This window comes from Halogranum roseipondis, from assembly GCF_059695585.1.
In genome coordinates this window covers 1812547-1826863 of sequence record NZ_CM185235.1, presented here as the reverse complement: position 1 = coordinate 1826863, position 14317 = coordinate 1812547, and the positions used below count along the sequence as shown (strand labels likewise).

The following is a 14317-nucleotide window of genomic DNA, read 5'->3' as shown; positions in this document are numbered from 1 at the left end:
TTTCACGCCATTTGTAGAGTATGTCTCGTCGAGTCACGTCACAACTCTTAATCGCCGTGTTGAAAAAAACGTAGTATGAGAAATATGAGAGCATCTCGATCTCGAGGAATTAAATTGCTCTTAGTTCTGCTAAACTTGTCAGTTATGTCGGGAGTTGTGGGTTTGATTCACGAGACACCAGAACGCCATTTTTCAATATACACCGCATCACTACCCTCAACGGTTCTGGTTTTTTCAGCATTCATCATTCTGCTTGGGCTTGCTATGAGCGGTCATGGAAACCGAATTGGGTTCTTGAGCTTGCTGATTGCATTCATTGCGACCATCTCGTTTCCTCAAGCATTAGGTTACGCCTTTTTCGGGCGTGGGACCGATGCCCCGATCCATGCGGGCCACGTCAAGACTATTATCTCATCGGGGAACGTGCTGGAGTCTCTTATCTATCCTGTCCCTCATATCTTAGCGGCTAGCGTGGTCAACGTGACCCAGATCAATCCGATTCTTGGCATTCACGCCGCTAGTCTGGGTCTCATCTCGATGATGGTGGCTGGTGGGGCATTAATCGGCAGGCGGCATGGATTTGATTGGCGGCTTTGTCTGCTCGCGCCATTTGCACTTGTTCTCGCCGCTCCGAAAGACACCGGGTCATACACATACTTCAAGCCCTATTTACAGGCGGTTTGCTATTCGCTGTTTTTTATGGGCGTACTGTTTCTCCCTCTCCGTGACGTCCGAACGAAGTTACTCGTGATGCTCGTCGCCGTCGCGACAGTTTTTATTCATCCGTTGGTTTCATTAGTCGTCTTCGTCGGGTTGTTTGCTAATGCTGCTCACCACAATGGCTCGACAACATTTGTTTTACCTATCACGTTAGCAGTGGCACTCACAAGTTGGGTCACCTTTCGGGTGGAGTTTTTTGCCCGTGTGTTAGGAATCCGTTTGGTTTCCGCACTCTTGTCCTTCGGCCAATTTTTCACATCCGAATCGCTAACCCAAGAGCAAGCAACAACAGCGTCCAGCGCACTTGGAAACGTCGCAATCCTTGATTTGGTTCTTTGGGGGACAGCATTCGCTTTTGCCTGTCTCTTTGCCTTCGTCTGCTATTTGCTTCTCGTTCGCGGAGCTGTCATGAATCAAATCACTCGAGCAGATGGTCTAATCCTCGCATGGACGACTGTTGTCGGATGCTTCACTGCTGCGAATGCCGTTATAAATGTCGTCAACGTCCAACCTTGGAGGCCGATCCCAATGATTCTGATAGTTCTCGGACCACTTGCTGCTCGGGCAGCGTTTCACACTCGCAAGGGGCCTGCGAAGAAAGTTGCATTTGTTTGTCTCCTCATTTTGACGGCTGCTTCACTCCCGGCGATATATCTATCTCCGCAAAATGCGCATCCTAACGCCCAGATTCAGGAACCTGTGATTAAAGGCTTTGAATGGACGACAGCTCACAAAACCGATGGGTCAGTGGCGGGATACCGAACAGAGCCTGAGCGCTTCGTATCTTTTGCAGTCGGGAGAAAAACATACGAACAACGCGCCTCGGAGTTTAATACTAATCCAATCGATGATTCTTCAAATCAAACAAGCGCATACTTTGTGCATACAGAGTTTGACGAAGAGTATCCCACCCGCCTCTACCCATTCTTAGACCACGAGCAATTACTGTTTAATCAGACAGAGACCCCCCGACGACACAAAGTTTACAGCTCGGGATCTGCGGGATTCTACCTGCTCAATAACTAACGTACAAATGATGACGCATAGTTGTCAGTTGGTGATATCAACCTACAGGCCCGGTGACGATGGCTATACCACCAGACTGACTACCTCCTGTATCAGGGTCTAAGTCGCCCAGTTTGGTCTGAATTGTTGTTGCGTCGTCGCCACTCGTGATAAGAACAGTGTTAGAGACACGGTCTATATCTAACGTTCAGAGTGCCTTGTCGATGTTGTGAGTGAGACAGCCAACAACGAGTTCACGAAACTGCTTCCACCAGTGTCGAGACCGAACGAACCCACCGTACTTGCGTTTGAGACGGGAGTTTACTGTCTCGCTCTGGCTGCGCTGGCCGTAGAGACCGTGTCTATTCAAGCATTCCACGCCTTGTGAAGTAACGAGAGCTCACGATGCTTGATAAGCGGACGAAAACCCCCGTCACGAGCTAAGGTGTGTATTTTCTGGTCGTCGTATCCTTCGTCGCCAAGGAGAATCGCTACTTCACCGATATTTCGCTTGATAAGCGACGGCGCGATCTGGGTGTCGTGTTTTCTGGTCGTCGTCACGTGAAAGTCGATGAGCGACAGCTCGGCGTGCCGAGTGTATCGCGTGCTCAACGAACCGGAGTAACCGCGATTTCGGGAGGGCTTCTATCCGGCCAGACTACCGGACCAACCTGTAACTCTCTGTGGGATTTCAACAGAGCCGTTTCGAAGCATTCTGCCGAAGATTGGCTGGGTTTTAGACATATCCGCCATACGCCGGCGGAATGCACTGGCTTTTCCGTAGCTGTGCGTAAGAGCGGGAAAGAAAGAGATGTTCTGTTCAGTTTAGTCTACCTACACTCGTGAAGTGTGATCCGTTCTGGAAGTCCTACTTTGCCACACACTGGACATTCAACGAGCGGCGTCAAAGGAAGCTCCTCACAAGACTCTATTGCAGCATGCAGATGCGCTTGGACATCAGGGTTTTCGGTCCGCGAGAGCGCCTGCGATAGATGCATCTGTAACTCCTCGCGAGTGCTCATTGGCAAGTCTCCTTACGTTTCGCATCCATTTGCAATCCAAGCTGTGCGAGTGGGCCGAAGGACATCCACCCGCGCTCGTGGGCGACGAACGTACGCCACTCTTCGAGAGTACGACCATTGAGTGGTTGATAGTGATCCAGCTCACGTCCGTTGAACACGATGATTGCATTAGCTGGACGGTAGTAGTGGTGCGTCGAACCAGTACAATCTGTGCCCAAGGTGAACGAATTGGCTAAGGCACTAGTGAGGAGGTCAGTTAGCGATGCGGTACGCTCTTGTGGTGTAGTTGCTATGGCTCCCATTGTCACAACGTCTCCGGCTTTTCAATATTCGACGCTGCTAACATGCCGTGAAGCATATCACCATTAACTAACCTAACAAGACCGTCACTCGCAACTGCAGATTCTTGTGCGGACACAGCAAAGTCAGACGTTGTGACAACGACAGCTCGGTCAGCACGAAACTGCGGAATTGTCCCGATAGTTCGCTGAACGACATCTACTGTGACTGGGTGAGATGGCTGGTTTCTTTTGGTCTGAATGACAACAAGTGTCTCATCTTTTGTTGCCACAACATCAACACCATCATCACCAGAATCGGGTGTCACTGACGTTTCGTAGCCAAGTTCTTTCCACAATTTTGCGACCAAGTATTCAAACTGGCGTGGATGTAGCCCAAGTAATGTCTCGGTCTTCCAGAATTTGGATTCCTGAACAGGTGTTGGGAACTGTCCAGATTCTGTTGTAGTTGCTAATTTTTCATCAGCAAAGTTCGAACTTAGACCGAAAATGTCGGGCACTGAGTAGCCGAACGGGATGTAGACCTCTAAGCGGTATTTGCTTTGATTGGACGCATTGGTGGTAAGTCGTGCTGCTTCTCCAACGATCTCAGACAGCTTCTTCAGCGTTCGATGGAGCTGCTGAAAGTCAAGTCTCTGATCGCAAGCTTGACTTAGATTTGTCTTTAGGGTCTTGTTCGACTCAACACGAAGAAATGTACCTTCAGAATCCCGAGAGACGGTACCCCAATTGGGAAAGTTCGCTGCTAGCTCTTGAGAGCGGTAGTGAACAGCATACGGTTGGTCAGTTACTACTGTCGGTCCATACTGGATAAGCCGCGACATCTGTTTGAGAGATTGGACAACACCAGTCTGGGGACAGACAGGGTCAGTTTGCGTATCATCAAGTTCATCACTGCATGCATCGTTAGCTTTCATTGCCTTAGTGTTCCTGAGGCACCGGTCGCGTGTCCTCGCACGCGGCCATTTCTGTGGCAGGGCGCCTCATCAAACAGTAGAGCTCGCAGTACCATATAGTTTGGGATACAAACTTGATATTGAAATTGAGAGATTACAAGAGCTCCGAAACGATAGGCATACAATATGACGCTCGACATGGAAGACCTCAATGAAATTGATGTAACCCTTCTAGACATTCTTCAAGAGGGCCGAGTCACACCACGTCTTGCACAGAAACTAATCATTCAGGAGGGTATCAGGGAGTCACTTACGTCACAATATGTTGGACAACGACTCAAACGCCTCGAAGAGCATGGTTACATTGAGAACTTACTAGACACAGGAGTATATGAGTTAAGCGAGGACCCGAGAGAGAATTCATAATATCCCTAGTTGAGAGAGCTGACGCAGACACGCCGCGTTATATATTTGAAATTCAGATTGTAGCCACCGCTACGACCCTTTTGTGCCATCCTTGAACGCCCATCCGGGCTCACACTCACAACCGGAACACGACACAAACTACACACGTTGGGATTGCTCCCGCCTTGTTTGCCGGGTCGGTTAGTCGTCGGTCTCTGTCTCGAACGGCAGTCGACGGCAGTCTACGGAACACGCACAGACGAGTTCCCTCCCACACCATGTGACAGCCTTATAGATTGATATGAACGAGAAGGTGAGAGCGTACCGAGCACGCTTCGATCCCTGTCTTTTCGAATAGTATCGACTACACGACCCCGTTGACAGCCACGTTTTCCACGAACAGGGTATACCGAGTCGTGGGAACCGAGTACCCTACAGCGGGGACGACACTCACTGTTTCGCACAGTCACGCAGATCCGTCGCGGAATCGAGCCTGTGCGTTCCAAACTGGCGCCATCTGCTCACGCGCCGTGACGTAGACCGCATAGAGGTCATCGTAGTTCGCTGCCGCCGCCGGGGACGGCTCATACCTGGTGTCTGCCCCCAGCACGCTGTCTGTCCCCGCCTCGAGACTGTCGAACAGACCGATACCAACACCGGCGAACGTCACAGCACCCATCGCACCGGGTTCCGAATGCGCCGGCACAACGACCTCAGTTCCGAGACAGTCGGCGAGCAGTTGACACAGGAACGTCGATTGTGATGCGCCACCACTCAGCGACACCGACTGAGGCGCGCGTGGGAGATGCTCGATGCAGTCACGGAGTGCAAGGGCAAGTCCTTCGTACACATTCCGAACGAGATGAGCGGTCGTGTGATCGGGACCCAGCCCGAGAAACTGTGCACGTGCATCCGGGTTGGCAAATGGCCCCCGTTCGCCAGTCGTGCTGAGATACGGGAGATACAGCACACCCTCACACCCAACTGGCACTGACTTCGCCTGGGTTTCTAACTCCTCGAACGACAAGCCCGAACCGAGTTCCTCACGCACCCATTCGAGACTCCGCGTCCCAGCGTTCGACCCGATGGCCGTTGTCCATCGTCCATCGATGCCGATGGCCATGCCGATTCCAGACGTCGACGCACCTGGTCCGTCACTTAGCACTTGCGTGAACAGCGAGGTCCCGATCGAAGCCGCCCCATCCCCAGGGTTGACACAGCCGCTTCCAATTTCGGAGGCGACCACGTCGATTGCGCCGGCGACGACAGGTGTGCCCGCTGGGAGCCCGGTCTCCCGAGCAGCATCTGCAGTCACTGTTCCAACAACGTCCGTGGGAGCGACAACCTCCGGAATCAACTCCCCGTGTGTGCCCAATCCGACCTCGTCGAAGACAGCCGGGGTGAACGTCTCTGTTTCCTGCTCAAGGAACGGCACCGTCGCCTCAGATGTATCCGTCACACGCTGGCTGGTCAGGTTGAACGTGAGCCAATCCTTGCATGCGAACGCAGTGCTCGCTTGCTTGAGCGTGTCGGGTTCTTCAGTTGCGAGCCACCGAAGAAGGGGGAGACACATCCCCGGATACAGGGCTGACCCACACACGTCGACGAGTCTCTCGAGCGTGCCATCTCCCTCCCACGCCTCAAGCACACCTGCTGCACGACTATCCGACCACAGGATTGCATTCCGGACTGGCTCACCAGCCTTGTCGATGAGCCAACAGCCATCGCCCTGTCCAGTCACCCCCACGCCTTTGATTTCGACGTCGTCGTCGAGTGCTTCGATGACTGAGTGAATTGCTGTGGCAGTCTGCGACCACACTGTATCCATCTCTTGTTCGGCCCATCCAGATTCAGGAGTGAGTGATGGAACAGACTGCGTGCATGTACCGAGGATATGCCCACGGTGGTCGACAGCGATCGCCTTGATATTTTGTGTCCCTGCGTCGACGCCGATGAGGACTGCCATTGTGCTATGTGCCTGCCCGTATCGTCTTGAATCTGCACCACCCTCAGTATACAAAGACGCTCACAGTCGCGGTCTCAAGTACTCTTGCTGTGAACGCATTTCGACGCGCCGAACTACTGTCTAAAGAGTCTCAGTTCCAAGACAACCCATCCGAACCGTGGAAACCACCGCTTCTCTTCTGGCGTCACTTTGATTCGATAACTACTGTTCACGCCGGGGAGAATGTCATTGACTTCCAAAGACGAGAGACTTGACCACGACAGGAACGGTCTGGCTCGAGAGCATCGGGTCACCAATATCGAGATAATCACCATCGCTCGCAGCAATCTCGTCGATAACAACGAGCGGCGACAAGTCACTCGACGTCGCTCGCAGACATTGGGCGAGGGCTTTCGCACAGTTCTGCCTCAGAACGATGACGACTGGAAATTGCCTGTGAGTATACCCAGCGTCTGCATACCCCTTGGTGAGTGCCTGCGCAAGGGTCTGCATGCGGTCATACGAGAGCGAGCCAACGTCGGGAAGCGCCAACGCGAGCCCCGCCAACTGCTGTGTTTCATAGAGGCCGAACGCATGCTCCAAACACCGACACACTTCCGCAGTCAGCGCTCCACAATCCGTTGCAGTGAGTGACGCCTCGACGACGGGGAGGTTTCGCAACGGAAGGGCGTCTTCGTCGAGTGACACCGTCGTCCCACTGAAAGACGTCGTCTGTGTCCCGGCACCGATAACGGTCGCACGAATCGTCTCGTTCGGCGAGCGGTACTCAATTGGAGACGACTCAAGCCGGTCACGAATTGCTGCAGCCAGGAAAGTGCCGAAGTCCTGGTACGCGAACAAATCGTCGTCCGTACCCGAGACAATCAGCTGTCCGACGCCACCACTGACACAAATGCCATCAAGCGATCGAGAGTCGTACTCGCTATCCCCGATGGTGAGCGCCTTCGTGATCGAACTTCGCTCGGTTCCGTCAATAGTCTCGAAGACCGCATCAGCCATCAACGCTGCTAGTTCACGGAGCTCCCCTTCTGTTGGATGAGACCCAATTTCCAGAGAGAGGCCTGCTTCCTCGAGCAACTTCGCCGCTGGGGCAGAGACATGTGTAAGCGCCCCGCTCGCATCGAATCGGAGTAGTCGACCCCCGACGTCGAGACACCGCGTTTCGACGACCGAATCCCCTGCGAAGAGACACATGTTCGTTGTTCCCCCACCAATATCGACGTTGAGAATCGTCGCCTCGTGCTGTCGTGCCCAGGCGGCAGCTCCCGAGCCAGTCCCCGCTAAGACGGCTTCCAGTTCGGGGCCTGCCGTCGCAACAACGAACTCCCCAGCGTCGGCCGCAATCCGCCGCACCAGTTCTTCGGCGTTCGTCTTATAGGAGGACTCACCAGTGACGATGACGGCACCGCTGTCGATGCTCGCGGGCGTGTACCCGGCGGTCTCAAGTTCGGTCGTGACGAACTCCGCAATCGCATCGACATCAAGCGTCTGGTGGTCCACCAATGGCGTCTCGTAGATGGTGCCCCGATAGACGATGTCTGTATCCTCGATCTCAACGGTCACCGCACCGAGTCCTGTCGTCGAGAGGGTGAGCTCACTAATGATGAGCTGCGTCGTTGTGGTGCCAATATCGATACCGACGCTTGTCAGCGTGGGTGGCTCTCCAGCCATCACTCAGCCCCCATCACTCTAAGTCGAGGCCGCTGCCCTGCTGGTCATGCATCGTGGCTACGAGCTCGACAATCTGGGCGCCCGCTTCAATCGCTGGCAACCCATCTGGGTGGATGTTCGAGATCACCGATTTCTTCGCCGTCGGTTTCCCTCGCTCGGGGCCATACACCAGGTAGGCGCTCAGACTTTTGGCGGTGTTCAGCCCCGGTCGTTCGCCGATGAGGTTCACAACAATTTCGGCCTCGAGTTCCTCACCGATGGCATCCATTACGTCGACACGGCCGAACTCCACGAACAGCGGCGTGCCGACGGTAAAGCCCCGTTCTTCGAGTCCGTCAATGAGTATCGGCAGGAGGTCACCGATGTTCGCATCGACAGCAGTTGAACTGAGGCCATCACAAACGATGAGCTGGACGTCTGGGGCATGAATGCAGTCTTCACGAAGCTGTGTTGCTGTCTCATCACTGATTTCTCGACCCAAATCTGGTCGTGCGAGATATTCATCTTGATCTGAGACCCGACTCGTGATTTTCAGAAGCCCCGCTTGCTCGATGGTCTCCGCAGAGACACGCGTGAGGACGGCGTCGCGAGCTCGCGCATGATCAGCCCGAAAGGACAGCATCGATGCCGTCCGTGGGCGGCGGCCGCTGCGGCCAACCCCAAGTCGAGAGGGGCTTGCCTCAAGGATTCGATCAAGCGCTGTCTCATCGTCGCCGTCGGCACGCGATTCAGAATCGGTCATTGGTTTTGCTCCTGTGGCAGGTGTGCTTCGGGGTCGTCCAAGAAGATCGTCAAGTCGCCTGCCTTCGCGGTCAACTGGCCATCGTCGACGATGCCCATCGCTTCGAGCCACGACTCGAATTCCGGCGCCGGATGCACATCGAAGATATCCCACAGTGCAGCCGCATCGTGGTAGCTATTCGATTGGTAGTTGAGCATCGTGTCATCACCCATGGGGACGCTGATGAAGTAATTCGACCCAGCAGCGGTCAATAGGACGGCCAAGTTCTCGATGTCGTTCTGGTCGGCTTGGATGTGGTTCGTATAGCAGGCGTCGATGCCCATCGAAATGCCCGTCAGCTGGCCCATGAACACGTCTTCGAGTCCGGCTCGGATGACCTGCTTTCCGTCGTAGAGGTACTCGGGGCCGATGAAGCCGACGACGGTGTTCACGATGAACGGGTCATACCGCTTCGCCAGCCCATAACAGCGCGCTTCCAACGTCACCTGATCGACGCCTGCGTGGGCATTGCTCGAGAGCTCTGAGCCTTGGCCCGTCTCGAAGTACATGAAGTTCGGCCCAGCGGCTGTACACTCGTCTTCGCCAAACGCATACGCCTCATCGAGGAGCTCAACATCGATCCCGAAGCTCTCGTTCCCAGCTTCCGTTCCGGCGAGACTTTGAAACAGAAGGTCTGCAGGCGCACCGTTCGCAACCGCCTCCATTTGCGTCGTGATGTGCGAGAGGACACAGTTCTGCGTGGGGATCTCCCACGTCTCGATGAACTCCTTTGTCACCTCGAGGAGACGCTTCGTCTGCTCGGCGTTATCCTCGACGGGATTGATACCGATGACGGCGTCGCCAACCCCGTACGACAGGCCTTCTCGAATCGAGTTCCGAATGTTGTCGATATCGTCGGTTGGGTCGTTTGGTTGGAGGCGAAACGAGAGTGTTCCCTCGCCGCCGATGGTGTTGTTACAGCGCGCCGTCACGGTCATCTTCGAGGTTGCCTGAATCAGATCCAGGTTTGACATGAGCTTCGCGACAGCCGCAATCATCTCGCTCGTTAGCCCGGGACGAATCTCGGCGATCTCGTGTTCTGTTGTTTCTTCGGTGAGCAGGAATTCACGGAGTTCCGAGACGGTCCACTCACGAAGCTCCGCATAGACGTCTTCGTCAACTGCATCTTGGATGACGCGTGTCACCTCGTCCTCTTCAGAGGGAATCGCAGGGTTCTCTCGGAGGGTCGCCAGCGAAACTCGACTGAGGACGTCCTTGGCCGCCACCCGTTCGGCCGCAGAGTCTGCCGCAATGCCTGCGAGTTCGTCGCCGGTCTTCTCTTCGTTGGCCTTCGCTAAGACCTCGGTAAGTGAGTCGAACGAATAGCGCGTCCCGGTGATCGTGGACTCAAAGTCACTCGTCATCGGTAATCGTGGGGTGTGGGTCGCTCCAAGCGGTGTTGGTGAGTACGTACGCCACGCGTGGGCACGACTGGAGTCTCACGATCGGTGAGACGCTGGATATGTGTGTTAATCTCTTGCACCATATGTCGCAAGAGGTTGGAGAGTGTACTCTATAACTCTTTACCTGCTTATTCACGGCGAGCGGCAACCCCCTTCCTCGAGGAATGGGCAGAGCGAGTGAATAGGGCGGGAGCGGTGACGGAGTGCTGAGGGAGCAGTAGCAACCACGAGAGTAGGACAAAGCGAACCTCGGAGATGAAATAATTCTGTGTACAGCAAATGTATGGCAGGGAAAGTCATTACTACGGATATGGACATGACCGACACACCTGAAGGGATCCCTGCTGCGGGCGAGGAACCGCCTGCATTCGATGCGTGGGAGTCTCCGGAGGAGCTGCTGAAGGGTGGGACAACGAGAGAGCGACTGCTGGATGTTGTGATGCAGTTGCGAGAGCCGACGAAGGTGTCAGTGGTAGCTGAGCGTGCCGATTGTGATACAGAAACAGCACGAGATTACTTAGCGTGGTTTGCGGAGATGGGAATCGTTCGCGAGCTGTCGGGCCGACCGGTACGGTATGAGCGAAACGATTCGTATCTACGGTGGCGTCGAGTCGAGCAGATCCACGAGCAGTATTCGGAGGCAGAGATTGTCGAGCGCCTCAAAGAAACGGTCGAAGCGGCTGAAACGCACCGCGAACGCTTTGACGTGGAGTCGTCTGGTGAGGTCTCTCTGGTGGACACGAGTGGCGAGCAGTCGGTGGAAGAGATTTGGGAAGCGGTATCTGAGTGGAAGACACTGGAGGTGCGTGCGGCGTTGTTAGATGCGGCACGTCGTGATGAGTTGTTGGGTGGACCTGCTGGGAGCGTCGATATCTGAGTGAGAGTCAGACGGAACCGGCAGTATCGAGAGTCAGTAACCCACGAGTGAAGTCGTGGGCTTGTCAGTGGACTCCCCTTCTACCTCCATACTGGAGTAGGCGTAGAAATCGCCGTTCAGGTTCAGCGTCCCTGACGGTAGCGCACACTGACAGGGTGCGCCTCCACTCGAAGACGTCTGCCCCGAGTGGAGTTTCTTGAGCAGTTTGCGAGCGATGTTCTTGCTCGCGTTATACGAAACCAAGGAGAATACCTGCGCCATTAGGCATAGGATGAATGAATCCGACAATACCTTACACTACCCACCGCTCGATGACTCGGCTGGACATTCCACGCTCTAATGCGAAATTTTACAATACAACACTACATAACCTGTTATAGGGTGTTCCACGGATGCACATCCATCGCACCTACCGAGCGAAAATCCGCAACCACTCGCAAGTGGAGCGGATGTTCAACTTACACGGATGGAGTGCATCCAAACTGTGGAACGTTGCAAACTACCACTCCCGCCAAGTGTGGGATGAAACGGGCGAGATTCCCGACGATTCGGACTTGAAAAGCGAGTTGAAAGGCCATGACAACTACAAGGGACTGCACAGTCAGTCCAGTCAGCGCGTTCTGGAGGAACTCGCTGAAGCCTTCAACTCGTGGTACGGAAAGAGGAAGTCTGATAATCGAGCGAATCCCCCCGGTTATCGCAAGAAAAACTACTACGACGACGATGGAAACCGCGTCCACGAAGAACACCCTCGAAGCACGGTGACGTGGAAGCAGAAAGGCATTCGACACGACACCAAGCACAACCGTGTTCGTCTCTCAAAAGGCGCGAACCACAAAGACCACCCGAGAGACTGGGACTACATCCTCGTTGAATACGAGACTCGTCCAGATGTCACCGTCAAGAATCTGCAACAAGTCAGAGCCGTCTACGACGAAGTGAAAGATCGCTGGGAACTGCATCTTGTGTGCAAACACGAAGTTGAGACGCCCACTGCACCCGGTAGCGAAACGGCTGGCATCGACCTTGGTATCTGTAACTTCGCGGCGGTCGCGTACAGTTCCGAGCAGGCTGACTTGTACCCCGGCAACCGCTTGAAGCAGGATGGCTACTACTTCCCGAAAGAAATCGCCAAGTGCGACGACAGTAGTGGTTCTGAGGCCACTCGTCTTCACAAGAAGTGGTCGGAGCGTCGAACCCACTTTTTCCACTCCTTAGCGAAGCACATTGTTGAGAAATGTGTCGAGCGTGGTGTGGGTCGCATCAACGTCGGGAGGCTCGCTGGTGTCCGTGAGGATGAGAACGGTGAGTCGAAGAACTGGGGGCGGCACGGCAACCTTGACCTGCACGGATGGGCGTTCGACCGCTTCAGCAAGATACTTACATACAAAGCGAAAGTCGCGGGCATCGAAGTCGTAGAAGTGTCTGAACGCGACACGAGCAAAACGTGTTGCGTGTGCGGTAGGGAAGACGATAGTCAGCGCGTGGAACGTGGCTTGTACGTCTGTGAGTCGTGTGATGCGGCGTTCAACGCTGACGTGAATGGGGCGGAGAACATCCGTCTCGACGTGAACGAAAGTAACTCCGAGTCTGCGTCCAGTTTGGGCGAAGATAGGAGTACCGGCTGGTTGGCACAGCCCGGAGTCTACCTTCACGACTTGTCCAGCGGATTCCAACCGCAGGAACAAGTGGTAGACTGCAAACCCTAATATCCCAACCCAGCGGTGCGGTGCCGTGGGATTTCCGCGTCTTCAGGCGCGGGAGGATGTCAATCGCGGCGTGAAAGTCCGTGGTGACTCACATGCTTATAATGACTGTGGCACTGTTCGTCGTTGTTCGATCGAAGCAACCGACGACAACCGCACCGTACACCGCAGCACCCATTTCGATCTTCGAGCCGTCGCTTTCTGAGACGCCGCAGATCGACCCCGAAGCATACACCACACCCCCGAAGGCTGCCACGTGTCGTATCTTGGCTTCGATTACAGCTAACCAGTGAATTTCACCGCTGGAGACGCACTGTTGCGTATCAGTGGGCAATGATGGCACCAACGACCGGGAACAGATTATGCGGTCAATACCGCACGGGCAGCGAACACGAGGTTCTCTTTGCGCTCTCGGATACGTCTGTAGAACAAAGCCAACCCCGAAAATCCTGAAATAATTCTGTGCACAGTAGATATATGGCAGAGAAGGTTGTTAGTGCGTACATGGACATCACTGATACGCCTGCGGGGATGCCTGATGCGGATGAGGACCCGCCTGAATTCGATGCGTGGGAGTCTCCGGAGGAGCTACTGAAGGGTGGGCCAACGAGAGAGCGACTGCTGGATGTTGTGATGCAGTTGCGAGAGCCGACGAAGGTGTCAGTGGTAGCTGAACGTGCTGATTGTGATACAGAAACGGCACGAGATTACTTAGCGTGGTTTGCGGAGATGGGAGTTGTTCGTGAACTAGCGGGTCGACCGGTGCGATACGAGCGGAATGATTCGTATCTACGGTGGCGTCGAGTCGAGCAGATCCGCGAGCAGTATTCGGAGGAAGAGATTATCGAGCGCCTCAAAGAAACGGTTGATGCGGCTGCCAAATACCGCGAACGCTTTGACGTGGAGTCACCTGACGAGGTGTCCTTAGTGGACAGGAGTGGCGAGCAGTCGGTGGAGGAGATTTGGGAAGCGGTATCTGAGTGGAAGACACTGAAGGTGCGTGCGGCGTTGTTGGATGCAGCGCGTCGTGATGGGTTGTCGGGTGGGCGTGCTGGGAGCATCAATGCCTGAGGGGGAGTCAAACGGTACTGGCAGCATCGATAGCGATGTGTTAGAGCGGATTGGTCGGCGGTTAGAGAAGAGTGCTCGGTTCTCCAATGTTGAGCATCGCCCTTCGTATGCAGCGAATGCTGTGGTGGCTGATTTTGATGTGGGATATTTTCCGGCGCGTGTGGAGCGTGCATATCTTCGTATTCGCTGGTTTGTGACGGACGATTTCAACGTGCATTATTCCGAACAGTATCGTGACGGGAACTCGTGGGAGTGTCGGTGGGATCGGCATCCGAACAGTCACAACGACCGTGAGCATTTTCATCCGCCGCCGGACGCGGCGACACCTGGAGAGGATATGATGTTTGCGAGTGATTGGCGCGAAGTGATTTCATGTGTGATAGCAGAGCTGAGTGAGCGAATCCAGTCGTTCTGGGACTAGGCGAGCAGTTGCTCTTTCTGAGGGTCGTGTTCAGAAAGCGTCGAAATAAGCGCTGAACAACGTCGAGGAACTGG

Annotated in this window: 11 protein-coding genes and 2 pseudogenes; 6 read left to right on the top strand and 7 right to left on the bottom strand. The window is 54.7% G+C overall.

Annotated features, from left to right (window positions below):
• The first annotated feature begins 162 nt into the window (after window positions 1–162).
• The gene (locus EOHIBHHM_RS09670; protein WP_497249985.1) at window positions 163–1746 is read left to right on the top strand and encodes a hypothetical protein; all 1584 of its coding nucleotides are present in this window, start codon (window positions 163–165) and stop codon (window positions 1744–1746) included.
• 187 nt (window positions 1747–1933) lie between these two features.
• Here the strand turns inward: EOHIBHHM_RS09670 and EOHIBHHM_RS09665 are convergent.
• Window positions 1934–2334, bottom strand: a pseudogene (locus EOHIBHHM_RS09665) (transposase); the annotation flags it as partial.
• A 717-nt stretch (window positions 2335–3051) separates the two neighbouring features.
• Window positions 3052–3963, bottom strand: a complete 912-nt coding sequence (locus EOHIBHHM_RS09660) for a restriction endonuclease (RefSeq protein WP_497249983.1) — start codon at window positions 3961–3963, stop codon at window positions 3052–3054.
• Between the two features lie 165 nt (window positions 3964–4128).
• Here EOHIBHHM_RS09660 and EOHIBHHM_RS09655 point away from each other — a divergent pair, with 165 nt between their 5' ends.
• Window positions 4129–4368, top strand: coding sequence for a hypothetical protein (locus EOHIBHHM_RS09655; protein WP_497249981.1), 240 nt, complete (start codon window positions 4129–4131; stop codon window positions 4366–4368).
• Window positions 4369–4813: 445 nt separating this feature from the next.
• Here EOHIBHHM_RS09655 and EOHIBHHM_RS09650 read toward each other — a convergent pair whose 3' ends face one another.
• The 4 genes from EOHIBHHM_RS09650 to EOHIBHHM_RS09635 form a co-directional block, all read right to left on the bottom strand.
• A complete protein-coding gene (locus EOHIBHHM_RS09650; protein WP_497249979.1) occupies window positions 4814–6313 on the bottom strand; it encodes an FGGY family carbohydrate kinase in 1500 nt (499 codons plus the stop codon).
• A 225-nt stretch (window positions 6314–6538) separates the two neighbouring features.
• The gene (locus tag EOHIBHHM_RS09645; protein WP_497249977.1) at window positions 6539–7984 is read right to left on the bottom strand and encodes an ethanolamine ammonia-lyase reactivating factor EutA; all 1446 of its coding nucleotides are present in this window, start codon (window positions 7982–7984) and stop codon (window positions 6539–6541) included.
• Between the two features lie 13 nt (window positions 7985–7997).
• Window positions 7998–8726, bottom strand: a complete 729-nt coding sequence (gene eutC / locus EOHIBHHM_RS09640) for an ethanolamine ammonia-lyase subunit EutC (protein ID WP_497249975.1) — start codon at window positions 8724–8726, stop codon at window positions 7998–8000.
• The gene (locus tag EOHIBHHM_RS09635; protein WP_497249973.1) at window positions 8723–10129 is read right to left on the bottom strand and encodes an ethanolamine ammonia-lyase subunit EutB; all 1407 of its coding nucleotides are present in this window, start codon (window positions 10127–10129) and stop codon (window positions 8723–8725) included. Before EOHIBHHM_RS09635 ends, eutC begins: the two co-directional genes overlap by 4 nt.
• A 349-nt stretch (window positions 10130–10478) precedes the next feature.
• Between EOHIBHHM_RS09635 and EOHIBHHM_RS09630 the strand changes: the two genes are divergently transcribed.
• Window positions 10479–11045: a DUF7342 family protein gene (locus EOHIBHHM_RS09630; protein WP_497249971.1), complete on the top strand. Its 567-nt coding sequence runs from the start codon at window positions 10479–10481 to the stop codon at window positions 11043–11045.
• 33 nt (window positions 11046–11078) lie between these two features.
• Here the strand turns inward: EOHIBHHM_RS09630 and EOHIBHHM_RS09625 are convergent.
• Window positions 11079–11279, bottom strand: a pseudogene (locus tag EOHIBHHM_RS09625) (RNA-guided endonuclease InsQ/TnpB family protein); the annotation flags it as partial.
• 158 nt (window positions 11280–11437) lie between these two features.
• Between EOHIBHHM_RS09625 and EOHIBHHM_RS09620 the strand changes: the two are divergent.
• The 3 genes from EOHIBHHM_RS09620 to EOHIBHHM_RS09610 all read left to right on the top strand — a co-directional run bounded on the left by EOHIBHHM_RS09620 (window position 11438) and on the right by EOHIBHHM_RS09610 (window position 14243).
• A complete protein-coding gene (locus EOHIBHHM_RS09620) occupies window positions 11438–12754 on the top strand; it encodes an RNA-guided endonuclease InsQ/TnpB family protein (protein ID WP_497249969.1) in 1317 nt (438 codons plus the stop codon).
• A 501-nt stretch (window positions 12755–13255) separates the two neighbouring features.
• Window positions 13256–13822 carry a DUF7342 family protein gene (locus EOHIBHHM_RS09615; RefSeq protein ID WP_497249967.1) on the top strand — a complete coding sequence of 189 codons (567 nt, stop codon included), beginning with the start codon at window positions 13256–13258 and terminating at the stop codon, window positions 13820–13822.
• Window positions 13815–14243: a toxin-antitoxin system TumE family protein gene (locus EOHIBHHM_RS09610; RefSeq protein WP_497249965.1), complete on the top strand. Its 429-nt coding sequence runs from the start codon at window positions 13815–13817 to the stop codon at window positions 14241–14243. Before EOHIBHHM_RS09615 ends, EOHIBHHM_RS09610 begins: the two co-directional genes overlap by 8 nt.
• Window positions 14244–14317 lie beyond the last annotated feature (74 nt).